We start from the raw sequence: 24,105 nt of genomic DNA, 5'->3' as shown, positions 1-24,105 counted from the left end.
CTTTAATTTTACTCTCGATCGCTAGAAGTATAAGCTAAAACGTAGCCTAACATGGTGTTCCAAATTGCTAGGGAAATTATTGCCAATAATAATAAAGGCCAATTTTGGGGAACTTTCAAAAGTAGCCCGAAAATAATCGCCATGGAACCCAAAGTATCAGCGACAGATAGACCGTGTAATTTATATAATACCGAGCGCTTGTCTAAAAGATGCGCCGTTCCCCAAAACCAGAAAAAAACTCCGATAGCGATGCAGATATAACTGAAAATGTCAATCATGATTCGTTCAATCGTTTAAGAATTTGTGCTAATAACATAAAACCGGCATTACCGACACTGAGAATAATCACTGCTACCACTCCAATCATCCAATCATCCCGCAGAACTGACACCACTAGAATAATAATCGATGATTTACTGGAAGCACTGGCAAAGGCGGCCATTTTTTGCCAGATGTCATCATTTCTTGCCACTTCATAAAGGGGAATTAATAAAGCGACAATCATGGCAATGAGAACAATATTCATCCCTGGGAACTCCGTTTAATTACATGAACTTCATAACCCTCATTTTCCTTGTATTCGGTGACGATAGTTTTCGGGGTAAAGGTAATCAGAAATATATCCCAAAAAGCTAATCTGGGTGAACGTTTACCAGAAATTCTCTCGAAAATAATTTCTTCTTCCTTGTGAGGACGAAAGATAATTTCCAACGCTTCTTTATAAGCTTGGGGAATAGCCATAAAAACTTTAATTATTACCTTTAACCAATCGCCTAAAGTTTCGCTAGAGGCGAAATTACGGGGCAAAAGAAAAGCAATAGCCACCCCGATTATGATATTAGCGGGGGTAAAATTAGCGGTGAGTAAAAACCACATAGTTAAACGCAGAATTATATGTCCGATCATGCTAAGACCATCCAAAACAATAGAACTAACATTATACTCATCATACCGACGAGATTATCAAATTGTTCCCAAGCTCGCGATAATTTTAGGGATAACTTTTTGAAAACTCCCAGATATAACCACCACCCAGCACCAATGACAGCTAAAGCTTTGATAATATTGGGGATATTATAAGCTTCAACATAGACGGCATTGGCTAAAAATAGGGCGGCAAGGAGTAGAATTATTGCTATCCAGAAACCGATAGTTAGCTTCTGTTTACTTTCGCCACCGGCGTGGGGTAAAAAGATAAATTTGGCAGTGGCGATCGCTGTACCTACGGCTGCTAAATTGATGGCTACCTCTTGCCAAGGTAATAAATTTTTCATCGTTAACGCTTTCGCCCCAAAACCGGATAATAAGGGGAATCCAGAGATGGAAAAACTGGCGATAACAATAGCAATCCAGAGGGAATTAGGGATCGCTTGTTGCTGTAATTCTTTAAAATTGCGACTGGGTAAAACTCCCACTAATAGAAATAGGGAAGATTTAACTAATCCGTGGGTAAGGGTATAAAAACCGCTTACCGGTGGGGCAGCCAAAATAAAACCCAGCTGCACGATCGTGCTAAAGGCTAACATCCGCTTGCTATCCTTTTCAAAAATCATATAGGGTACGCCAAAAATCGCCGTTAGCACCCCGAAAAGCCGAATTAGTCCATCCAAATCCTCTAGGATTAAAGCACAGCGCAGGAGGGGAAAAATGCCAGCTTTTACCACCACCCCCGACATCAGCGCCGAGACGGAGGTTTCCGATTCCGAGTGTGTCATCGGTAGCCATAATCCCGAGACAAAGATTCCCCCTTTGACTAATAATCCCATGAAGATTAAAGCCAAGGCTTCGGGAGGTGCGCCCTTTAAACCAGCAAAAGCAAAGGAATTATTGGCTTTATAGACTAAAACTGCGCCAATAAGGTAAAATAACATCGCCACATTGCTGATAAACAGATAACGCAGGGCAACCCAGAGAGAGCGATCGCTGCGAGGATAGGCAATCACCAGAAAAGCGGCAATACTAATTACTTCTAAGGCAACGTAAACGCTAATAAAATCCTCACAGACGAAGACAGAATTAATGCTGCCGTGGAGAATGATAGCTTGGGCGTAAAAAAAGGCGGTTTTGCTACTTTCCCAGTTATAAAGGATCACCGCCATCGTCACTAGGGCATTAGTGAGGATAAAATAGGCACTTAACTGATCGGCTACCAGTTTCACGCCATAATTATCCAGTAGGTTGAGGGTTATGGGGGAGGATTGGCTAAATAGAAGGAGAGAATAGGCGAGAGAGATAATAGTGGCGGCGAGAGCCAGATATTTGTCTAATCGCGGCAATAAATAGATGATAAAGCCGATCAAAAAGGGTAAACTTATCCAAGCGATCGTTAAAGTATTCATGGTGTGTTATTTTTTTCTATCTCGCTGCTGTCGAGGGTGGGGTTATCTTTGGCTAATTTCATTACTCCCACCAGCATTAACGCCTGAATGGAAAAACCGATGACGATCGCTGTTAAAATCACTGCTTGGGGTACAGGATCGGCGTAATCTTGCTGTTTAACTGTACTGAGGATGGGAGTAAATAAACCGTCACGGGAAGAAATCACCACATAGTAGGCGATAACGCCCGTACTCATGACATCCATGGCGATAATCTTCATGATTAAGTTTTTTTTCAGGAATGTTCCTAAAAATCCGCACAAAACGGTGGCGAATACAAACAACTCTAGCGGGGGGATCGTCACTGGGCTTCTTGATTAGATTTGGTTATGAGTCAAAATACTTTTTCTAATTATCCTCGATCGAGTCCCAATTGATCAAAAAAATCTCAAGATTATGGGGGGAATTTTCGGGCGGCCAATAGATTGTTTTAGATCTATAATTATTATTGAAAAAAATAAAAGCAAGCGGTTTCGCTTTAATAATGTATATCTTGCCAGAGAGCGCAATCAGTAATGTTTTGGAAATCTTTGATATTTTTGCTGGGCATAATAACCCGAAGATATCCCGCCCGTCCGCTTCATCAACTTGTTAGTATTTGTGTAAGAATAACCTGAAAAATTTTTATAGGAAATATAGATTCACACTACATTTAACATAAAAGTTGTAGGTTCTTCCGAACTTACACTGTAGAAAATTCCTCAAGCTCCCTCTCTGCACAGCAAGGCTCTCAAGTTGATAAATATCAATCTAATAAAAACTCAAAGCCTTAGTATACAAGCTTTACAAGCATGAGTTGTTGATAGTTTTACATGACAGGTTTGGTAGAGCCAAGTTGTACAACTTATTTTTACATAATGCCTTAGCCTGCGTTGCCACTCACCGACAACTCCTACAACTCATCGATCATTACTAACCCAGCTTCTGTAACGTCATTAATTTAAAGGTTGAATTTTTTGTAAGGGTTGTTGTCTGGCGAGTTGCCAATTATTTTGTAATTCTAATTGATGAAGAGTGATCGCATTTAGTTGTCCTGGAGTTTGTCTAGGCGATTCAACTGAAGCTTAGGAGAGGCTTTTGGTAGGTTAACGAAATAATTTTTTATGATTGATAAATCGCCGATATCAAGAAAATAAAATTAATAATTTATCGTTTTAAAGTATTCTTTAAAAACTGGAGCAATAGTGTAATTATTTTCATTTTTTGATGTGGTGGAATGGTTCTCAATTAATGAGCGTCTAATCAAGGATTGAACGGTATTAATAATCTGGTTTTTAGGTTGGGGAAATATCTCGAATAATTGGATCAAAGAGTTTGGAGTATCGTTAACAGCCAGATGGGTTAAAATTTCTTTTTCTAGGGGAGATAATCTATCAATTTGGCTTCGGAGAATCAGTTGTAGTTCTTCTGGCAATAGACAAGTTGTAGTTTGAGGTATTGTAACCCGACCATTAAATAATTGATTGAGTAACGTGGCAACTAATTTGAGATAAAGAGGATTACCTTGATAAAGGGTGATAAATTCATCCCAGTTTTCTTAATTATTTAAATCTTTTTCCTTGAGAATACTTTTTGCATCTTGACCTAAGCCTTTAAGAGGAAAAACAGAAACGCCAGGGTACTTCTCGGCTAGATAAACAATATCTTGAGGAACTTCCCAACTATTCACAATAAAGCAACTACTTTGTTTAATTTTGCTGAAAAATTTGAAAAAGTCTTGATAGTCAGAGTTTTGATAATGACCAGCGAGTTGTCCATCTTGTAAAAGCGATTGCAGATTATCTAAGATGATTAAACAGCGATGTTGTCGAAGTAGTTTAGCTAGGTGACGCAGCGGATTATTGGTATTTTTTTCGTTTGGAGTTGTCGAGGCTAGTAGTCCATCAGCAAGAATTTCAATTAATTCCTGTTCTAAATTTTTGAGTTCAGGAAAGTCCTGTAAATCACGCCAGATAATAATATCAAAATGATTTTTAATTTGTTCAATTAGTTCAAGGGCTAAGACGGTTTTACCAATCCCTGTCATACCCGCAATTATAATAAAATGAGAATGTTGTTGTAATATCCAATTTTGTAGAGTATCTAATTCTTGAGTACGACCATAAAAAAGGCTACGGTGGGGGGCATCATCTAAGTCAAGGTAGGGTCTTTGTGTTAACTTTGCTTGGGGATTTTTGAGAGATTTTAAGTCACTGCCACAAATATTAATATGGGTTTGGGAATTAGGAGAAAAGTTTGAGGAAATGATTGAATAACTGGCTCTTTCTAAAGTAGTACGAATGTTGGACTGGGTTATTTTTTCTCCGACTTCCTCAGATAGGATTTTCCAAAGACTAGCAGCAACTTCTCTAACGTAATTAACGGTGCAATCATGTCTTTCTGCAATTTTATTGTACTTACTACCCTGTAAAGTCTCTTCTAAAATATCACGTTGCAGATCATTTAAATGCTTATTTGTCTTGGCCAAAACCACATCATCGGCAAATCTTAAGATTTTCTTAAGTTCCATAACAGTGTTAATTGAGTGAGTTTACATATCTTAACGGCACATTATCTCATATTTTCCTATTTTTGACAATATTCTCATGAGAGATTAAGCAAAAATTATCCTAGATAATCCCAAATTTATCGATATTTTAGTTTTTTATGTTACAAAATTTAATATTTTCTGCGGCGGTATGATCAACTAAGAATTTTTTCATATCTAGTCATGGCTCACAACGGCGACGAAACAAAGGCAAAAGAAACAAAGTTAATCAATAAGACTTGGGTTAAGGTGGTTGGTGTTCTTGCGCTAATTGCAATTCCAGTGTCATCGTTTCTTCTCTGGCGAAACCAAAACGCGGGTATTTGGCAAGACCAAAACACGGGCGGAATTCAAAAAATCACAATTGCTCAATTTGGTGATGTTTTTATTTATGCTCCTCTTTACATTGCCATTGATGCAGGGTTCTTCCAAAAGCAAGGCTTAGATGTGTCTCTGATCAGTACTGGCGGTGATGAAAAAACCTGGGCGGCTGTTATTAGCGGTAATGCAAGTTTTGGTGTTGCCGATCCTACGTTTGTAGCGGTATCAGAATCTAGGGGACAGCCAGGTAGGGTGATTGGTAATATTGTAAACGGTGTACCATTTTGGGGTGTGACACTCAACCCTAAAATTAAGGTTAGCAAACCGCAGGATTTAAACGGTTATTCCGTTGCAACTTTTCCCGCACCATCAACAGCTTATACTCTACAAAGACAGATGTTTATAGATGGTGGGCTTAAGCCAAACATTCGTGAAACAGCCTTCGGAACGCTTTTGACAGCATTAAAAGCAAAACAAGTAGATATTGCATTAGAATTAGAACCAAATGTTTCTCAATCTGTTCTTGGAGGTGCTAAAATCGCCTACTCTTTAGCTAGTTTATACGGAGATTTTGCTCTTACAGGCTTAACGGCAACACCTGAATCACTAAAGGAAAAACCCGAATTAGCTCAGAAGGTAGTTTGTGGTATTCAAATGAGTTTAGATTTAGCAAGAAAAGAGCCTAAATCTGCTTTGGCAATCCTTCAAAAACGCTTTCCAGAAGTCGATCCTAAAGTGGCAGAAGAAGCATTAAAAAGGCTAGTCAATGAAAAAATTATTCCCGCAAATGCTATTACTCAGCAAACTGCTTGGGATAAGGCAATTAAGTTAAGGTTTCAAGCCGGAGATATTAAAAATCCTAAACCTTTTGGAGAATATGTTGATAATACATTTGCGGAAAAAGCGGAAAAAGATTGTCGCTATTCTACCCCTTCAAGTCCTTAATTTTGTATTTGTAATCATTACCTTTTGAGATACCTATGGCAAAACTTCAAGAAGTTAATCGAGAAGTTAAAATTATACAAATTGATTTTTACTTTGTTTATTTACCCTTTTATTACGCCACGAGTAATAAGTTCTGGTCTAGTAAGCTAGATAACTATAGATTTAGTTATACTAATGATTTAGCTAAAACAGATAAACAGGTAATTGAGCGTCTTATGAATAGCAATGGCTCAGATATTGTCTTTGCCATTGCTGATCCCGCTTCAATTTTTGAATATCAAGCTCAACATGACGCTAAAGATATTGTTATTTTAGCCGCATTATTGACCAATGCCGCATTCTGGGCAGTCGATCATGATAATCATACAGTAGAAAACTTACAGCACTTAGATCAATTTGACAAAATTGTTGCTTATGGAGAAGGAACAACAAGTCATCGAATAGCTAGAACTATTAATCCACAAAAAACACAATCGGTTCCTCCAAAAACAGAAATAGAGGTTTTAACTCAAGGTAACAGACAGGAAAGTGTTATAGTTCTTACTCCTGATCTTGTAGGATTAGAAAAGACTTTGTTTAATAATAATGAATACCAAGTTAAGTTGAATGTTGGAAGTACGACCGAATTTGATGAGGTTTTAATTACTGCTCTTATCACCCGCCGTGATGTTATTAATCATCATCCAGAACTTGTTAAGGAAGTTCTCAAGGGTATTCAGAGGGCTTGCTATCTTGTCCAAATTGATGATGAGGGTTCAGTAGAATTTGCTGATCATTTTGCGGCTCTTCATCCTTTGCAGCAAAAAACTCCAGAAACAGAAGAAATACTTAGAAGTGCGCTAAACCGTGCAAACTGTTGTCGTGTTTTTCCCGCGGCAATTACAATTACAGAAGCTCAATGGAAAAGGGCTGCACAGGCATTTTGGCGATCAAAAGGAGAGGAGTTTACACAAGAAGTAGAAAATACAGCCAATAGAATTTATGAAAACAATATAAAACCTTATTGTGATTATTCACGAAACGCGACCAAGACTGTTTTAAGAACTATGTCTAAAGTCCCCATCCAGAATGATCCTTTTACACCGAAACAAATTTTATCCATAATGTCAAACTTACCAAATCATCTAAAATATCTTTTAATTCCGGTATTGTTGATTCTAGCAATACTACTTATTCGAGGTTCTCATTCAATAATAATTGATTTTAAGAATTGGGTTCTTACCTTGAATCCTTCACCGATAAATCCTGACCCTTCTCGTCCAATACAAGAGATGGTTTCTGTCTCTATGAGACTAAAATGGAGAGGTACTAACGAGCCAATTCAAAATGCTTACATTACTTTTTTTGATGGTGCAAAACCAATTGAAGAAGCGGCAACAAGGACTAACTCTGAAGGGAATTTTACAGTATTTCTTCCTAAGAAGACAATTAAATGTGAAGTAAAGCATCAAGATTTATTCAACAAAATAGAATCTTTTGATTTACTTTTAATATCTCATCTTGGGAATGAAATTAATATTCCTGAAAAACAATTTCAAAAAAGGAAAAATTAAATGAGTAATTCTACAATTGATATTAAAGTTAAAAATTTGAGTGTCAAATTTCAAAAAAACTCTAAGTCTTTTTTTGCGCTAGATGGAGTTGATTTTGAAGTTAAGCGTGGTGAATTTTTCTGCATTGTTGGCCCTAGCGGTTGCGGAAAATCTACCTTACTTAAAACTCTGTTAGGATTTTTACAGCCAACCACTGGAGAAGTCCATATTTCAGAAGAACGGAAAAAAGCTGGTATGGTTTATTTACCCCAGTCTCCCTCTCTATTACCCTGGAGAACTTTGCTACAAAACGCCGCATTAGGTTTAGAAATTAAAGGAAAACTAAATAAAGATAGACAAGATACTCTTAAATTTGACATTAGTAAATTTGGATTGGGTGATTTTGAAAAACATTTATCTACAGAAATTTCTGGTGGAATGAAGCAAAAAGTCGAGTTAATTCGTGCCTTAGCGAGTGGGCCTCAACTTCTTTTTTGCGATGAACCCTTTGCCTCTATTGATTTTGTTAATCGTTTTGAATTAAATACTGAATTTAAACATCGTTGTACAATAGCAAGAACAACTACGGTTTTTGTAACTCACAACATAGAAGAAGCGATTTTCCTTGGTAACAAAATTGCTGTCATGAGTCAACGCCCTGGACAAATTATGAAAATTTATGAACCGAAATTATCAAAAAATGCTCACGATGCTATCAAATGTAGGGAATCCCCTGAGTTTGAAGATTTGTTTCAAAAAATCTGGGAAAATCTTAAAGGAAATTATGAATAACAAACATCAAAAATGGAAAATTCTATTTATTCAAACTTTAATTATCCTACTTTTTGCCCTGATCTGGGAAGGATTAGGCAGAAGTTCTAAAAATATCTTCTTTCTGATTGGTACTCCTCTAGCTGTCGCAGGTGAGTTTTGGCAACTTCTCATTGCAGGTAATTTCATCGGCAATTTTTTCATCACAGGTGCAGAAGCAGTTGTGGGCTTATTAATTGGTACTTTAATTGGGACAGTTCTTGGACTTTCTTTATGGTTTTCTGAATCGGCTGCTTTTATCGCTAAACCTTTTGTGACCGCACTTGGTGCATTGCCTGTCTTTGCTCTAGCTCCATTGATGATTGTTTGGTTTGGTGTTGGTTTTGGTATGAAGGTGGCCATCGCAGTTTTTTCAACTGTGTTTGTAGCCTTTAACCAAGCTTATAAAGGAGCCAATTCTGTAGCCCTAGAATATGTTGACACACTTAAAGGAATGAATGCGTCTCGTTCCCAGATTTTTCAAAAAGTAATCATTCCTGGTTCCTTAGATTGGGTATTAAGCTCTATTCGGTTAAATGTTGGATTTGGATTATTGGGGGCATTTATTGGAGAATATATTTCATCAAATGAAGGTTTAGGTTATCTGATTCTTCGTGCCAGTAATCTGTACAATATTCCAAGAGCTTTTGCCGCAGCGATCGGGATTATCGCCCTTGCCTTGATTTTGGATAATATTGCCCAGTTTATTGAACGACGACGTTATACGATTGTCCAATGGATCAGTGTTCCCCCGCAACTTTGGCATCGTTGAGGTGAACAACAGTCTGTAAAGATACCCTCAATTATCATTACAGAAAATTAAGTTGCGATCACCATATAAACAGAAAAAGCTGTCGGTTCTGATATGGCTAACCCTTCCAAACGCATTCCTTGCTGGTGGAAGGCGATCGCCGTAAACTAGAGGATTAGCGCAATCCCCCTATGTAAACGACCAAAACCGCCAAACCAATCGCTATACTGTTACAAGAGCTATTTCCCGCAATTAGACCGCCAAGAAAAATTGAATGCCAACGATAACAAAAGAAACCCTTAAGCAAGAACTCGATCGCCTTAATAATCAACAACGTCAAATCTTAAATATTCAACCTTAAAAGGAGCAAAACTAATGACAACTAGAGAAAGACTGATCCAAGAAATATCTCAAATCTCCGAAGAAATTGTTGAAGAACTGCTTGACTTTTTATTATTTACCCAAGCCAGAAGGAATCAACAAAAAGAGCCAAAAACCCCTAGACCCTACGCCCTCTGTCAAGGAGAATTTACCGTTCCTGCTGACTTTGACGATCCCTTACCCGATGAAATCCTACAGGACTTTGAAAACCCTTTATAAAAATCATGCGACTTTTACTCGATACTCATATCTTTCTCTGGTTTCTTAATGGAGATACTCAACTTTCACAAGATTTTTGTGATGCCATTAAAGACGCTAAAAATAGCGTATATTTGAGTGTAGCCTCCATCTGGGAAGCCATTATTAAATATCAATTAGGTAAACTTCCCTTGCCAGAATCACCAGAAGTTTATCTGCCCAAACAACGCGATCGCCATCAAATAACGAGTTTAACGATTGATGAAGAAAGCATCGCCTATTTAATGAAATTACCTCCCTTGCATCGTGATCCCTTTGATAGACTGCTAATTTGTCAAGCAATGCAAAATGATTTAATCATTATTACAGTTGACCAAAAAATTCGCTCCTACCCAATCATTACAACCTTATAATTAATCAGACAAAAATGGCAGAAGTAAACGTTTATTATGATCCAATGGGTAACACCTTAACCGTTGGGTTTGGCGCACCGCACGATCATTAGAGTATTCATGGTGTAAGATTTTCGGGTTGTCTTATGCAAGGTATGTCTCTATAAGGAATGAAACCCTTATAGAGACATACCTTGCTGTGGTTTTTGCCAATTGTTTTCGATCTAGAACTAGCTAATCAATTAAGTCTCTTGTCAGATAAGGATTTGGTCGATTTATGCCACCCTATCGAACCATAACAAGTAACGAAGAACCAATAAAACTATAAGTTAAACTCGATCGCGATGACGGCGATCAGCGATAAAAGACTCTACTAATTTAACATCTTCGATACTACCGATCACTAAAGGTGTGCGGGTGTGTAATTTATCGGGAACGATATCTAAAAGATTTGTCACCCCATCACTAGCTTTACCTCCTGCCTGTTCAATTAAAAAAGCAAGGGGGGCAGTTTCATAAATTAAGCGCAATTTTCCCTGGGGATTTTTAACAGTACCTGGATAGAGAAAAACTCCACCCTGCATTAAAATTCGATGGATATCTCCCACTAATGCCCCACTGTAACGGGCTGTGTAACCATCATGACGGTGAACATAACGAGTATAGTCGCGAATTGCCTCATCCCACTGCCAAAAATTGCCCTCATTGGTACTATAAATCGGGCCATGGTCGGGGATAATAATATTCTCTTGGGCAAGGATAAATTCCCCTAAACTGGGGTCAAGGACAAAGGCATGAACACCGCGACCGATCGAGTAAACTAAAATAGTCGAGGGTCCGTAGAGAATATAACCGGCGGCTATTTGTTTACGACCATTTTGCAGTAAATCCCGCGCTTCTCCGTCTAAATCATTGTCTTCCTGTTGACGGATGGCAAAAATCGAACCCACATTTAGGTTAATATCCACATTGGAAGAACCATCGATCGGGTCGTAGAGTAGGGTATAGCGACCGATGGGACAGTTTTCTGGGATATAATAGGGTTTATCCATTTCCTCGGAAGCAAGACGGCAAACTAAACCACTTTGCTTAAAAACCGAGATAAAGACTTCATTGGCAAAAACGTCCATTTTCTTGACTGATTCCCCTTGGACGTTGGTTTCTCCAGTAAAACCTAGCACATCCGCCATTAATCCCGCTTTACTGAGACGACGGGCAATTAATTTCCCCGCTAGGGCAATCCGACTCATAATTGCGCTTAAATCCTGTGCGTCTGGGGAAAAGCTTTGTAGTTGTTGCAGGACGTGACGGGAGAGGGTGGTACAATCTCGATCGAGGCTATATTCGGGGATAGAAAAGGGAATATTGCTAACCATAACTGTAATTGCCAGTAATAAAGTAAAAAAAGGGAAACTCGTCTAGTCTCAATTATGACTATGATTTGATCCTAGCCAAAATTTTCCCTATTGCGGGCTAATTTTTAGATCAGTTTTAGAGTTGGCTAATTTTTCTCTCATTGATAATTAAATCTCGGTCAATAGTTGCCCTCTTAATTTAAGTCGATGGGGATACACCGGGCAACCGTTTATATTTCAAGTAATAGGCAAAAACTGTTATTAAAACAATAATTATTGTGCCGATACCTAAATAGTTAGGAACCCAAAAAGCCGCCGCAATGGTGTTAATTTCTCCCGGTTTTAAATGCCAAATTAACTGATTATCAACTTGTTCTACCGGGGGATTTAATCCTGAGTCATCTTCAATATTTTGACCAGCTAAGGGAGTCTTTAAAGCGAAGTCGATATCGACTAAGGAACCGGGGCTAATGATAATATTTCCCTGTTCGGAAAGTACACCTAAAGCCCGCAAATCAACGGTTAATTTTAAGTTTTTCTGGCTCAAAAAGAACCAATCTTGTTCTGTCACTGCCAGTTTTGAATCTAGTTGCAGTAACTTTATATCATCAGTATTAGCAGAGTTTTTGATTTTAAAGGAAGAACTAGGATCAAAAAATTGATTGAATTTTTCCTCTAATTCCTGACTATTACTAAAGGGAATAGTGACAATTATTTCTCGTTCGGAAATATGATCGGTTTTCCCCTTAAGTAATTTTGCCCTCTGTTCGATACTATTTAACCATTTAGTGGCTTCGGTTTGACTGAGACTAGTTAAACGTTGTCCGAGGGTGATATGTTGAATAATTTCCCCGTGGTGTTGGTGGGGAAAATTAATGCCCACATCGTAACGGACACAGCCAGTTAAAAAGAGAAAAATACCGCATAAAAAGGGCAGAATAAAGCGGTTTTTTCCGCTTTTTTCGGTGGTTGATTGATTCATAATTAATCTTCTTCTAAGTCGTCATAACTTGCTGAACTGCCACCGCTAACCGTAACTAGATCGATTTGCTGACGATAATAGTCTACATCTTTTACCTCCACTTCTACCTCATCACCGAGACGATAGGCAACGCGATTTTTCCGTCCTACCAAACAGCTATGACGGGCGCGATATTCGTACCAATCATCCTTGAGAGAAGAAACATGGACCAACCCTTCCACTAATAAATCGGAAATTTCCACGAAGAAACCATAGGATTGTACACCGGTAATTAAGCCGCGAAAAACTTGACCCATTCTTTCTTTCATTTTCTCGGCTTTTTTCAATCCTTCTAGGTCTTTTTCCGCATCTTCAGCAATTTTTGAGCGATCATTGAGATGGGAAACAATTAGATGGCTTTCCTCTTCTAACTCCTCCTGAATTTGACTTGGGAGAATATTCCAATTAATCTGTCCATGACAGCTATTACTGCCCAAATTAACCCCAACTTTGACGATTTTGCTGCGGCGATCTTTCCCCTCGGTTAGTAGGAGTTTTAACACCCGTTGTACCCAAAGATCGGCATATCTTTGTAGGGGGGAGAGACAGTGGGTATAATTGCTAGGATAGGCCAAACCAAAATGGGGTAGAGGATGGCTGCTATATCTAACTAATTTGAGAGTTTCTTGCAGGAGATAATTGAGGACTTTCACCGATGAAGAAGCGGAAAAAGTGCGGGTGAGATTTTGATAGTCATTGGGTTTAATCTCCTCCTCGGCAGTTAAATTTAATTCTGCCCCTAAATTATTGGCTAATTTGAGTAAATCCTCCAATTCATCCCAATCCGGTTCCGATTGTCCACAGTAGATACAGGGCAATTTTAAGGCCTGTAAATGTTCAGCGACAACTTTGCCGGCTAAAATTGCCACTTCTGTCAGTAAAGAACGGGCCGGTAAATTATTAGAAGCGAGAACAGTCCCCCCCCGTCCTTCGTCTTTGTAGGGAGAGATTTTGTCTAATTGAATATCAAAACTACCCCGCTGCAGACGTTGGGATTTTAGGGTGGGGCAAACGCTGAAAAATAAATCTTTCAGGGTTTCAACGGTATCGGTGGGGGCAGCTGCGCTATCTTCTTCACTGAGCAGATCGCGCACCTGTTGATAGGTAAAATGTTGATCCACTTGGATGAGGCTGCGGGTGATTTCGTACTCCACTAGCTCCCCCTTATCATCGAGGGTGACGAGGATAGAAATAGCGGGGCGCTGTTCTTGGGGTGACAGGGAACAACGACTGGTAACGGCAGCCGGGACTAATGGCAGCACTTTTTCGCCTAAATAGACAGCAGTTCCCCGTTTTTTGGCAACTTTATCCAATAATCCGCCCCGTTCGATGTAACGGGTGACATCGCTAATATGAATGGCGACTTGCCAGCGATTTTGGTTGATTTTCTCTAAAGAAAAGGCATTTTCAATGATTGGGGGATAATCCAGGGGGGTGTCATCTTCGATGGTAAAGGTGAAGAGTGGAGTTAAATCTCGCAGTTGTTCTTTTTCGCCACTATCGAAGAAATCTGCTAAATTATCGGCAATTTCAAGGGCTTCTGGCGGAAAATTATGGGGTAGATCGTGTTTACAGGAGACGATATCTGTGTCGGCAGCGGCCTCGGCCGTGGAACCGAGAATGCGAGTAACTTTACCGATGGGAGGCATTTCCCCTAGGGGATAACGGAGGACGGAAACATGAACGAGGTGATCGATATTTTCTTGGAGATTTTGACCATTTTCGAGGAGATTAAGCGTAAATTTCAGGCGATCATCGAGGGGAACCGCCACAAACTGCTCATTTTCCTGTTTTACTTGCGCTAGAAGCGAAGGATTAGCTCGTTCGAGAATTAATCTCACCTCTCCTTCTGGGGAACGACGACGGGTTCCCTCACGGATGATTTTGACTAAAACTCGATCGCCATTCCAAGCGTTACTGAGATGATTTTTCGAGACGTAGATGTCATCAGCATCTTCGATATCTTGGATAGCAAAGCAAAATTCTTTACTGGAACAGCGCAGCTTTGCTTCTACGATATTTTCCTCGATCACACGACGATAACGCCCCCGTTCTTTGACAACCATTCCCAGACGTTCCAAAGCATCGAGAATCACTTGCAATTTTTCGCAGCTTTCGGGATCGTCTTCGCATCCTAATTTTTTTTCGAGAAGTTTACCCGTAGCTAATTTATCATCACTAAGATGAGAGAGGAGTGTGGCGATCGAGAAGTCCATCTAACAATAATCCTTACTTACAAGACACTGACGGAATGGTGGACAATTAAGTTTAAATACTTATATAATAAAAAGATTGATTTAAACCATTGACTCGAGAGATTATCTCTATCGGGCTAATTGCGATCGCTCTAGGTGACAGTGAAGGTAAACTAAGCAAGCATCGAACACCCGAACCTACCTTGAGAATTATCGAATCCTTCCTTAGGATAAGCCAATAGCGAACACTGGCAAACTTTCTGGCGATCGCTAGTCTTTCTGGCAGAAGCTTCAGCCTAGTAGAATCTTGTTACTATGGGCAAGACTAATCCTAGGACTAAAAATTTTATCTAACCTTCAATCTTAGCAAGAACTTGCTACATTTTTCCATAATTACGATAGAGTGTTCTAATATAAGTACAAAGGAACTCGAAAAAGTCACCATGTTGCAAAAGTTACGCCAACGTTACCCCCAAGTTGCCCTGATTAGCGAGTTAGTTCAAATCGATCACGGCAAGTATATTGTGAGAGCGATCATCGAAATTGAGGGAAAAACGGTCGTTACAGGTTTAGCAGCGGCAGATACGGTGGAAATCGCCGAAGATAGAGCCAGAGAACGAGCTTTACTGCTTTTAGAAGCTGAAAACACCCCCGATCTCCAGCTTGTGGAAAAAATCAGCCCCAATAATATTTCTCTACCGTCCGATTTACCTAAAACCGTCCCCAGTACCAAAAAATCGACTAAAACGGCTAAAGTCACTGAAATACCTCGTCCTGAAGCTAAAATTGAACCGGAATTACCCCAAGTTCAGGATATTCCCCCGGCTAAAATTGAACCGGAATTACCCCAAGTTCAGGATATTCCCCCGGCTAAAATTGAACCGGAATTACCCCAAGTTCAGGATATTCCCCCGGCTAAAATTGAACCAGAATTACCTCAAGTTAAGGATATTCCTTTACCGGAACCAGAACCTTTATTATTAGAAATGGAAACCGATAATTACTCCTTATTATCAGAATTGCCAGAAGAAGCGAGTTTAACTGAAGAAGAACCCCCGGCACTGGAACCAGTTGTTATTATTCCCGAAGAAATCGATTATTCAGTGCTTAAAACTAAAATTGATGTGGAGATGAAACGATTAGCTTGGACTACAGAAAAAGGTCGGGAATACCTGATTTCTACCTATGGCAAAAAGTCCCGTTTACTACTAACTAATGAGGAGTTATTAGAATTCTATAACTACTTATCTAGTATCAGTGCCTAATCACTAAACCTGCTGCAAAAATCAAAAATCTTCCGTTAAGTGAGGAGTCTCCAAGTCAGTATTCTCCGAGTCAGGAGAAGCAGAAAGAAATAGATTATTTTCTAGCAGTAGAAAAGCGATCTTTTTCTGGAAAATGCGATTAAAAACTCACTTTTGCGGGAGATATAATAAAGAAGCTATTAGCTGCCAGTCTTTTTCTCCCTATCTCACTGATAACTGATAACTGAATTAGTTTCTTACTGCTTCTGTTTCCGCTTCTTTGGGAACAACCACTGGCACTCCGCTGACTGTTTCGATTTGATAAATAACGCGACTTAATTGGGAAGGACAACAGAGAGGATCCGTATCTTTATAGCGATTAAAAACCACAATAATTCGATCGCTATTTTGTAAAACAATTCTCTGAGATGCACCATCAGTGCGGGAATCCATCGGTCGCGGGGAAAGAGTGCCAGCGAATTTACCATCGACAAAAACAAAGTCTTGATAACCCATTGGTCGGCACATTCCATCCACTCCACTCATGGCCGAAATAACGCTAGTTTTACCATAGGTTTGCACGGCCCCGTACAGTAACCATCCTGCTTTATTAAGCGCTTGATCATTGGCAGTAATTGCCGGACGAACCTGTTCACGACACTGGTTATCGATCACGGTTTTAACGGGAGATTTTGGGATAGATGCCTTTGCTTTATTCCAATTAGTTAACGGTCGATCAAACCAAGCTCGCGGAGTCTCTTTTTCTGGGGTTTGGCTAATAACTTCTAATAGCTTCCATGTCTCCGAATTTTGATTAGTAGCTGGATTGGAGACGGTTTCAACGCTAACTTTAATTTGATAGAAAAATCCCGGTTTATAATCAAATCCCTCGATAGTATTAGGTAACAATTTCCAGTTTTCCTCTGGTTTCTCTCGCATCTGTAAACAGTCTTTGGTGGGTCCTTGGCCACAGGGTTGTTTCCGAGAATGGATATAGATTGTCCTTTCCGTGCGCGTGATGGTTGGTGCGGGGGTAAAAGTGAGTATTCCTAAACCTTCGGGAGTACGATAAAATAATTGTAAATCGCCTTTAGCTGTCACTTGGAATTGTTCCACTCCTTGCAAGGCAGCAAGATATTGATTTTCCTGTTTCATCTGCGGTTCCGGACAAGCTTTTTTAGTAGTAGCGATCGCTTGGTTGATCTCAAGCGTGTCATCATTGACTTGATAGCCAGTATTATACTGGTTGCATCCGGCCGAACCACTGAGGATATTTTTCTGGAAAGCGGCAGTAATTTCCGTTTCTTTCACCAAACTTCCGGCTGTCCACCCCCTTAGTTTCCATCGAGTCCCGTCCAAAGGGGAAGTATTAGCGATCGCCACTTTCCCTGCTAAAGCACAACTTAGGGCAATTGTCAAGAAAATTACCGTTTTTTTGGCGTTCAAAATTGCTATTCTCCTCGTCAAAGCAACAATTCTATTATGGCGTGGGGTAATCGACTCAGTGGTTAGGATAATTTTTCAGAGTTCTCTTTCTGACCATCCCGTGACGGATTAAGAGAGAACAAGTTCCCGCAAACCTTAACCCAGTCATAAAGTCAACGTTGTCATTAATTATTTTTTGCCCTCACAGGACCAAAAGTTGACCCGGTTCACCTTAAGCAGTACAATAAAAACCTTGAATGACCCCTTAAACAAAAAAAAACACCATGGCACAAGGACAAGGATTCGGATTCGGTCTCGGTAAGATTAAAGAATTACAAGACGCTTTCCAAAAAGCGCAACAGGTGCAACAAGGGGCGAAAGTTCTGCAAGAAGAACTGGAAAATATGGAAATTTCCGGCCAGAGTGAAAATGGCTTCGTGACAGTCTATCTCAGTGGCAACCAAGAACCCCGGGGTATTGAAATCGACCCTGCTCTCCTCTCCCAAGATCTGGAGATTGTGGCTGAGTCTATTCTAGAAGCCATGAAAGTCGCCTATAGTGCCTCCACGGAAACCATGCGCGCCAAAATGGAAGAACTGACCATGGGTTTAAATATCTCCAGTATGTAACCGCTTTTGACCGCAATGGTAAGATGGAAAGTTGGACTAACAAACAAGGAGGTTCAACTTTGCTGACTTTGGGTGTCAATATCGACCATGTGGCCACAATTCGCCAAGCTCGCCGTACCGTGGAACCAGATCCCGTGGCGGCGGCGGTTTTGGCTGAAATCGGCGGTGCTGATGGTATTACCGTTCACTTGCGCGAGGATCGTCGTCATATCCAGGATCGCGATGTGCGGATTCTCCGGCAAACGGTGCGGACTCATCTAAATCTGGAAATGGCCCCGACGGAGGAAATGATCGCCATTGCTCTCGATATTAAACCCGATTATGTCACCCTTGTCCCCGAAAAGCGCGAGGAAGTGACCACGGAAGGGGGGATCGATATGCTGGGCAATTTTGACCGTTTTTGTCGGGTTGTCGAGCGCCTGCAATCGGCTAATATTCCCGTTAGTTGGTTTATTGATGCCGATTTTGCCCAAATTCAAGCGGCCGCTAATACGGGGGCGAAATTTATCGAACTCCATACCGGTCAATACGCCGAAGCACAACAGGAGAGCGATCATCAAGCATTGTTAACAATTCTTAAAGAAGGTTGTGAATACGCTTCCTCTCTCGGTTTGCGGGTGAATGCTGGTCACGGTTTGACCTATTGGAATGTTTATGCAGTCGCCTGTTTGCCCAATATGGAAGAATTGAACATTGGTCACACAATTATCAGTCGTGCGGTTTTAGTTGGGTTAGAAAGGGCTGTTAGGGACATGAAATTGGCTATGCGTGGGCAATTGTAAAGGCTATCAGCTATCAGCTAATCTCCCGACTAGGGAATAATTACAGTGAAAAATTAAAGGAAAGATGATGACAACTTATTATTATTTGGTCGCCAGTCAAAAATTTTTAGAACAAGAAGCGATCGAAAAGGAAGTTTTGAAGGAAAGAATCAGGAATTATCAAGAAAAAGGTCAAGAAATTGATTTTTGGTTAATTGCCAATCCAGCTTTTTTAGATACCCCCGCTTTTGCCGATATCAAAAAGAAAACTCCCCAACCAGCAGCGGCAATTGTTTCTCTCAACCAACAGTTTATTACTTGGCTGAAATTGCGTCTAGAATACGTTATTACTGGACAGTTTGAAGCTCCTTCCGATAGTATTCCAGATCCGTTAAAATAACCCTTTTTTCTCTGTGGTAGCGGGTGCATCTCACTTATGCAGAAATACCGACAATCAGCAATTATCAGTGACCCTTAAATTATTACAGATATGTCAGCAGCTGCGTGTAAGCATCCCACCGAAAAGCTAATGCGCGGGGGGTTTGGGGGCGGCACTTCGACACGCTCAGTGACCGCGCCACGCACCCAACGGGGGGTTTGGGGGGTAGAACCCCCCAAAAGCTTGGATTGAGAGAAAAAATCGCAAATAACCCCCAACTTTAGAGGAGATTTTCCCTTTAAAAATCTCAACTGAGTAGATTTACAAAAATGAGATGCACCCGGGGCAAAAAATACAGACGAGGCAATCATCACCAGCTAACTTTGCCTTTGAGCTTGTTAATTTTTCCCTTACCGATTCCCGATACTCGATCCAAATCTTCTAGGGAAGTAAAGGGTTTTTCTTGCCGGGCTGCGATAATTTTTTCGGCTAATTTGCCACTGATACCGGGTAAAGTATCTAGTTCCTCTTTTGTGGCAGTGTTTAAATTAATTAAGCGATCGCTTTTAATTTTTACATATTGGGGACAGTTTTTTCTATCCTGTTCGATCCGATTTTTAATAGTTTCCGGCAGTCCTAATTTAGCGGTACGGTAAAGATATTGAAATTCTCGATCAAAATGAGCGGCAACGGTGGGATTATTGATAATGACTAAAGCTTCATCGTTTTGGTGGTTAGCAGCTTTTGACCAATTATGAGAACCAGTGATCACAATTTTATCATCGATTAAACCGAATTTATGGTGTAATTTATCTCCCGCTGCTAGAGCGGGAACTCCTAGGGTATTAATTGGGTTTTTCCAAGGTTGATTATCTGGTTCATAACGACATTTATTACTGAGAGCAACTCCTAATAAATCTAATCCTTCGCTATAGTATCGGAAGGCAAAACTAGGATCAATTAAAGCTTTAATTTGTATCCCTTTTTGATGTCGTTGGGCGAGAATATTAGCTAAAGGCTGTTCCGTAAAGACAAACAGGGCTAAATCCACGGATTTTTTAGCTTTATTTAAAGTTTCACCAATCAGACCATTGCTAGTAACTGCCCAGGGATAAGCGGTAGAATCGGGGGAAAATTTGATCGTTAGACTACTATTACCGATAGTAATTGTTTGCGGTTTTCTGTGGGGTTTATCTAAGCCAAATCTAGGACGATCTTCCCTTCCCCACATCAGATTAAACTCTTTTTGAAAAACTCTAGCTAGTGGGGGATTAGTAATTACTAATAAGTGATTGGCATTCCCGACAGTTTTGGGATTAGAAAAGTCTCCATGAATATCACTTAAGGTATAGTTAGCTGAACTGATTAAAGTAGTGTGATTATCAATAACCATGAATTTATGGTGCATTAAACCGCTACCTTTTGAGCGATCTGTACTATCATCAATTAGGGGAATACCAGCTTTTTTGAGGATAGTAATCGCATCTCTTTGGGCGATTTCTTCTGCACTTAATTTACCATCTCGATTTAGATCAACTAAATCAAAAAGGTTTTGATAACGTTCCTGTTCTCGATCGCTTAATTGTTCTTGGTTTTTTGCTAAAGTATGAATAGGTTTATTGTAAATATTTTCGAGGATAACCCTAACTTTAATTCCCTGCTGCTGACGAGAAACTAAAGCTTGAGCAATAGCGGGTAAACGTAACTCTTGCACTGCTAGATCGATCGAACTTTTGGCCGAGTTGATATTATCAATAATAACCTGTTCTAAATTATCCCCTGGACGATTAATTCGACGATAGGGATCGGTATAATTTGAACCCTGGGCCTGATTATAATTAAAATAGACTTGCATATATTGATCTTCGGGCAAGGGTTGGGGACGATTTTGGATAGCATTCAGAGAATGACAACCCCCCAAAAGAAAAACTGTCCCTAACAAAAATCCTAACTGTTTCATGGGCTGAATTTTTTCTAATCTCAATTTATCTATTGCCATGTTTGTCCACATAATTATCATTATCCTAGAATTCAGGAGGAGTCAGGAGAGAATTTTTACCTAAGGAGGTTCTCGGAAATCGGTATGTACTAAATTGATTATAAGTAGTCGGACATAAATTCTGTTGTCTATCTTAAGAAATGTAAATTGCCGCAATTCTTACTGACTACTGACTCCTTACCCCACAGTTAACTTTACTTTTGTCCAACTACTCAATCAATCCTGATTTTAGATTGAAGATGATGACTTTGTCCTTGATTGCTTAAATCGTTGACCAAAGCTCTGACATATAGTCAGTGAATTTTGTTATAATCTAGGGAATAATAGCACTGTTCTTCTAGATCTGGGTTTTACCATGACTGAACTTTTACCCCAATGCAGTAATCTGGCTGGTAATGTTAACAGTATAATTGAACTACTAAAAGGCGAATCCTCTCTCCGCAATCAACAGGATACCAGCAAGATAGAAATTGCCCTACAAAAAGCCATTTCTCCCAAATTTGAAATCGTTTTCGCCGGTGCTTTTAGTGCCGGGAAATCAATGTTAATTAATGCACTTTTAGAGCGAGAATTGCTGTATAGTGCCGAAGGACATGCAACGGGTACAGAATGTTATATTGAGTACGCAGAAGCTGATGAGGAAAGAGTGGTTTTAACCTTTCTTAGCGAAGCAGAAATTCGTACTTTAGTCGATACCGTCTGTCAAAATCTGGAATTAACTAATCCCAGTAACATTAATTCCCCAGAATACTGTAGTCAATTAAACCAATACTGTCAAAAAATTATCGAACAGGAAGGGGGAGAAGGCAAATCCGAGCGAGCTAAACAAGCTCAGGGTTTAAAATTATTAATTGAAGGATTTACCCAAAATCGTGAGCGGATCCATACGCTGCATAATGCCACCTATTCCATGGAACAATTTCACTTTTCTAATTTAGCAGAAGCCGCTAGTTTTGCCCGTCGTGGTAGCAATAGTGCCGTCTTAAAACGTCTAGAATATTACTGTCATCATCCTCTCCTTAAAGATGGTAACGTTTTGGTAGATTTGCCCGGTATTGATGCCCCAGTCCAAAAAGATGCCGCTTTAGCCTATCGTAAAATAGAACATCCTGATACTTCGGCAGTGGTTTGTGTTTTAAAGGCTGCTTCTGCGGGAGAATTAGCCACAGAAGAAACGGAATTACTCGAAAAAATTCGCTCTAATGCTGGTATTCGTGATCGAGTTTTTTATGTTTTTAACCGCATTGATGAAACCTGGTACGCAGCCCAACTAAAACAACGTTTGGAAAACCTGATTCAAACGCAATTTCGTGATACTTCCCGCCTCTACAAAACCAGCGGACTTTTAGGATTTTATGGGTATCAGGTGAAAAATCAAACCAATATTAATCAGCGTTATGGTTTAGATTCTATCTTTGCCGAAAGTGTTAAAAATTTAGGAGGACAAGAAGAAACACCGCAATTTGTCAGCGAGTTTAATAACTATTGTGCCAACTCCGGTAAATTACTGGCAACTCCCTTTAAAGTTTCCATCCACGGTTATGAAACTCCCAATAAAAATTATTTCCGAGTTTTAAGTGAGTGGGGAACTCCTTTACTAGAGCAGTTAATTGCTGATAGCGGTATCGCAGAATTTCGCACGGCAATTACTCGTTATCTCACCGAAGAAAAACGTCCGCAATTGTTTGCTAATTTAGCTGATGATTTACAATCTCTCTGCATTACTCTCAAAAATCATTATCAAGGGATTTATCGTGATTTAGAAAGTCAACCACGAGAAATTGAGGCGATGAAAGCTCTGGAGTTAAATCACCTCAATCAAGAGTTAAAGGAAGTGGGAGAGAAATTAACTAAACATATCGATGGTTATGTCAATGCTGTGGTGGTTAATAGCGATGAAAACTTCGAGGAAGACTTTAAGAAACTGAAAGCGAGAATGGTATCAAGATTGGATGAGTTATTAAATACTTTTTCTGTCAAAAATGCTTACTCGCAAGCGACTTTAAACCATCCCCGCAATGCCACAGCACCTTTATTAGCAGTATTAGTAGAAGCTTTTTATTATCTGTCTAACCAGCTAGAAGATGTGTTGATTGAGGAGTCAATCAGTTTAATTAGTCGCTTCTGTCAGCGTCTTTTAGATGCGGTAAGGCAAGGTGATTATTATCGGCAAATTTATCGTTTATTGGGTAACGATAGTGGCATAGAAAATCAGCTAAAACAGCTAGAAGATCAGTTAATTCATGCCTTAGTTTCCGAAGCGAGAACAGAGTGCGATCGCTATGTAAGAGAGAATCATAATTTTTACAACGAAGGCACTTTTTCTATCTTTCAATTTCGGCAAACTGTCCAACAAACTGCCCAAGGTTATGACTGTGAAAGTATTCTTGATGCTGAACCTGCTATCCGTCAATTACTTAAGTTAGATTTTGAGCCAAAAGTATCAGCGACAATTCAGAAAAACTTCCGTCAAACTATTAATAATACCCTAAAAAATCAATTGATACCAATGGCAAAAAAACAAGCGGATACTATTCTACAACAGTTCAATCAAGCTCGTTCTTATCTAGAACAAACATTAGAACAGGAAGCGGCGGAAAAAATTGCTAATAATGCCCACAAACAGGAAGAAATTAACCAAAAAATTGAAAATTATAACCAAGCGATCAACTCTCTCAATACTTGTTTAACTGCTATGAGTTTACAGAAAAATCATTTACCTATAATTGGTGAACAAGAATTAGAGATTGTCCCAGAAGTTGTTAATTACTCCAGTGATTAATATGGCGAGTGGGAAGGTGAGAAGTGAGGGGAAACAATCCATCTGTTAAAAACCGATTTGCTCTCAAAGCAAAAAATTAA

At 39.7% G+C, this 24,105-nt stretch carries 24 protein-coding genes; 11 read left to right on the top strand and 13 right to left on the bottom strand.

The features are described 5' to 3' along the window. Window positions 1-8: 8 nt before the first annotated feature. The 7 genes from ACE3JL_RS04270 to ACE3JL_RS04240 all read right to left on the bottom strand — a co-directional run bounded on the left by ACE3JL_RS04270 (window position 9) and on the right by ACE3JL_RS04240 (window position 4,887). Window positions 9-278, bottom strand: coding sequence for a monovalent cation/H(+) antiporter subunit G (locus ACE3JL_RS04270; protein WP_002752066.1), 270 nt, complete (start codon window positions 276-278; stop codon window positions 9-11). After that, the gene (locus tag ACE3JL_RS04265; protein ID WP_002771873.1) at window positions 275-526 is read right to left on the bottom strand and encodes a hypothetical protein; all 252 of its coding nucleotides are present in this window, start codon (window positions 524-526) and stop codon (window positions 275-277) included. The genes ACE3JL_RS04270 and ACE3JL_RS04265 overlap by 4 nt, the downstream gene beginning before the upstream one ends. Beyond that, window positions 523-906: a Na+/H+ antiporter subunit E gene (locus tag ACE3JL_RS04260; RefSeq protein WP_271992597.1), complete on the bottom strand. Its 384-nt coding sequence runs from the start codon at window positions 904-906 to the stop codon at window positions 523-525. Before ACE3JL_RS04260 ends, ACE3JL_RS04265 begins: the two co-directional genes overlap by 4 nt. Continuing rightward, window positions 903-2,339, bottom strand: coding sequence for a cation:proton antiporter (locus ACE3JL_RS04255; protein WP_375328914.1), 1,437 nt, complete (start codon window positions 2,337-2,339; stop codon window positions 903-905). Before ACE3JL_RS04255 ends, ACE3JL_RS04260 begins: the two co-directional genes overlap by 4 nt. Next, window positions 2,336-2,683 (bottom strand): NADH-quinone oxidoreductase subunit K, encoded by a 348-nt coding sequence (locus ACE3JL_RS04250; protein WP_159249111.1) that lies wholly within the window; start codon window positions 2,681-2,683, stop codon window positions 2,336-2,338. The genes ACE3JL_RS04255 and ACE3JL_RS04250 overlap by 4 nt, the downstream gene beginning before the upstream one ends. Window positions 2,684-3,516: 833 nt before the next feature. Beyond that, window positions 3,517-3,792 carry a hypothetical protein gene (locus ACE3JL_RS04245; protein WP_375328913.1) on the bottom strand — a complete coding sequence of 92 codons (276 nt, stop codon included), beginning with the start codon at window positions 3,790-3,792 and terminating at the stop codon, window positions 3,517-3,519. A 123-nt stretch (window positions 3,793-3,915) separates the two neighbouring features. Continuing rightward, on the bottom strand, window positions 3,916-4,887 hold the full coding sequence (locus ACE3JL_RS04240; protein WP_375328912.1) for an NB-ARC domain-containing protein: 972 nt from the start codon (window positions 4,885-4,887) through the stop codon (window positions 3,916-3,918). A 201-nt stretch (window positions 4,888-5,088) separates the two neighbouring features. Between ACE3JL_RS04240 and ACE3JL_RS04235 the strand changes: the two genes are divergently transcribed. The 6 genes from ACE3JL_RS04235 to ACE3JL_RS04210 all read left to right on the top strand — a co-directional run bounded on the left by ACE3JL_RS04235 (window position 5,089) and on the right by ACE3JL_RS04210 (window position 10,256). After that, window positions 5,089-6,171 (top strand): ABC transporter substrate-binding protein, encoded by a 1,083-nt coding sequence (locus tag ACE3JL_RS04235; RefSeq protein ID WP_375328911.1) that lies wholly within the window; start codon window positions 5,089-5,091, stop codon window positions 6,169-6,171. Between the two features lie 35 nt (window positions 6,172-6,206). After that, window positions 6,207-7,724: a hypothetical protein gene (locus ACE3JL_RS04230; protein WP_271988640.1), complete on the top strand. Its 1,518-nt coding sequence runs from the start codon at window positions 6,207-6,209 to the stop codon at window positions 7,722-7,724. Beyond that, complete coding sequence (locus tag ACE3JL_RS04225; protein ID WP_002756326.1) at window positions 7,725-8,495, top strand: ABC transporter ATP-binding protein; 771 nt, start codon at window positions 7,725-7,727, stop codon at window positions 8,493-8,495. Then, complete coding sequence (locus ACE3JL_RS04220; protein ID WP_002793259.1) at window positions 8,488-9,285, top strand: ABC transporter permease; 798 nt, start codon at window positions 8,488-8,490, stop codon at window positions 9,283-9,285. The genes ACE3JL_RS04225 and ACE3JL_RS04220 overlap by 8 nt, the downstream gene beginning before the upstream one ends. Window positions 9,286-9,639: 354 nt before the next feature. After that, window positions 9,640-9,864, top strand: a complete 225-nt coding sequence (locus ACE3JL_RS04215) for a DUF2281 domain-containing protein (protein WP_002796731.1) — start codon at window positions 9,640-9,642, stop codon at window positions 9,862-9,864. A gap of 5 nt (window positions 9,865-9,869) precedes the next feature. Further along, window positions 9,870-10,256, top strand: coding sequence for a type II toxin-antitoxin system VapC family toxin (locus ACE3JL_RS04210; RefSeq protein WP_159249122.1), 387 nt, complete (start codon window positions 9,870-9,872; stop codon window positions 10,254-10,256). A 308-nt stretch (window positions 10,257-10,564) separates the two neighbouring features. Here ACE3JL_RS04210 and fbp read toward each other — a convergent pair whose 3' ends face one another. The 3 genes from fbp to ACE3JL_RS04195 form a co-directional block, all read right to left on the bottom strand. After that, a complete protein-coding gene (fbp, locus tag ACE3JL_RS04205; RefSeq protein WP_002789086.1) occupies window positions 10,565-11,611 on the bottom strand; it encodes a class 1 fructose-bisphosphatase in 1,047 nt (348 codons plus the stop codon). A gap of 178 nt (window positions 11,612-11,789) precedes the next feature. Beyond that, on the bottom strand, window positions 11,790-12,572 hold the full coding sequence (locus ACE3JL_RS04200) for a DUF3153 domain-containing protein (protein WP_375328910.1): 783 nt from the start codon (window positions 12,570-12,572) through the stop codon (window positions 11,790-11,792). Between the two features lie 2 nt (window positions 12,573-12,574). Next, window positions 12,575-14,827 (bottom strand): ribonuclease R family protein, encoded by a 2,253-nt coding sequence (locus ACE3JL_RS04195; protein ID WP_375328909.1) that lies wholly within the window; start codon window positions 14,825-14,827, stop codon window positions 12,575-12,577. 422 nt (window positions 14,828-15,249) lie between these two features. Between ACE3JL_RS04195 and ACE3JL_RS04190 the strand changes: the two genes are divergently transcribed. Beyond that, window positions 15,250-16,071, top strand: a complete 822-nt coding sequence (locus ACE3JL_RS04190; RefSeq protein ID WP_375328908.1) for a hypothetical protein — start codon at window positions 15,250-15,252, stop codon at window positions 16,069-16,071. A 228-nt stretch (window positions 16,072-16,299) separates the two neighbouring features. Here ACE3JL_RS04190 and ACE3JL_RS04185 read toward each other — a convergent pair whose 3' ends face one another. Further along, entirely contained in the window at window positions 16,300-17,496 is a 1,197-nt protein-coding gene (locus ACE3JL_RS04185) for an META domain-containing protein (RefSeq protein ID WP_375328907.1), read from the bottom strand. A gap of 263 nt (window positions 17,497-17,759) precedes the next feature. On the opposite strand from ACE3JL_RS04185, the gene ACE3JL_RS04180 reads away from it, so the two are divergent. The 3 genes from ACE3JL_RS04180 to ACE3JL_RS04170 all read left to right on the top strand — a co-directional run bounded on the left by ACE3JL_RS04180 (window position 17,760) and on the right by ACE3JL_RS04170 (window position 19,265). Beyond that, a complete protein-coding gene (locus tag ACE3JL_RS04180; RefSeq protein WP_271988647.1) occupies window positions 17,760-18,104 on the top strand; it encodes a YbaB/EbfC family nucleoid-associated protein in 345 nt (114 codons plus the stop codon). A 59-nt stretch (window positions 18,105-18,163) separates the two neighbouring features. Continuing rightward, window positions 18,164-18,886, top strand: coding sequence for a pyridoxine 5'-phosphate synthase (locus tag ACE3JL_RS04175; RefSeq protein ID WP_271988649.1), 723 nt, complete (start codon window positions 18,164-18,166; stop codon window positions 18,884-18,886). A gap of 67 nt (window positions 18,887-18,953) precedes the next feature. Continuing rightward, complete coding sequence (locus tag ACE3JL_RS04170; RefSeq protein ID WP_271988651.1) at window positions 18,954-19,265, top strand: MgPME-cyclase complex family protein; 312 nt, start codon at window positions 18,954-18,956, stop codon at window positions 19,263-19,265. 74 nt (window positions 19,266-19,339) lie between these two features. Here the strand turns inward: ACE3JL_RS04170 and ACE3JL_RS04165 are convergent, their stop codons facing one another. Both ACE3JL_RS04165 and ACE3JL_RS04160 read right to left on the bottom strand, forming a co-directional pair. Further along, window positions 19,340-19,555: a hypothetical protein gene (locus tag ACE3JL_RS04165; RefSeq protein WP_375329581.1), complete on the bottom strand. Its 216-nt coding sequence runs from the start codon at window positions 19,553-19,555 to the stop codon at window positions 19,340-19,342. A 59-nt stretch (window positions 19,556-19,614) separates the two neighbouring features. Beyond that, window positions 19,615-21,255, bottom strand: coding sequence for a DUF655 domain-containing protein (locus tag ACE3JL_RS04160; RefSeq protein WP_375328906.1), 1,641 nt, complete (start codon window positions 21,253-21,255; stop codon window positions 19,615-19,617). 343 nt (window positions 21,256-21,598) lie between these two features. Between ACE3JL_RS04160 and ACE3JL_RS04155 the strand changes: the two genes are divergently transcribed. Next, a complete protein-coding gene (locus tag ACE3JL_RS04155) occupies window positions 21,599-24,025 on the top strand; it encodes a dynamin family protein (RefSeq protein ID WP_375328905.1) in 2,427 nt (808 codons plus the stop codon). The last annotated feature ends 80 nt before the right edge of the window (window positions 24,026-24,105 follow it).

Origin of the sequence: Microcystis sp. BLCC-F210, from assembly GCF_042134685.1 — a bacterium.
Classification (GTDB): Bacteria; Cyanobacteriota; Cyanobacteriia; order Cyanobacteriales; family Microcystaceae; genus Microcystis; species Microcystis aeruginosa_D.
The sequence above is the reverse complement of the archived record's forward strand: the minus strand, read 5'-3'. Positions and strand labels throughout refer to the sequence as shown.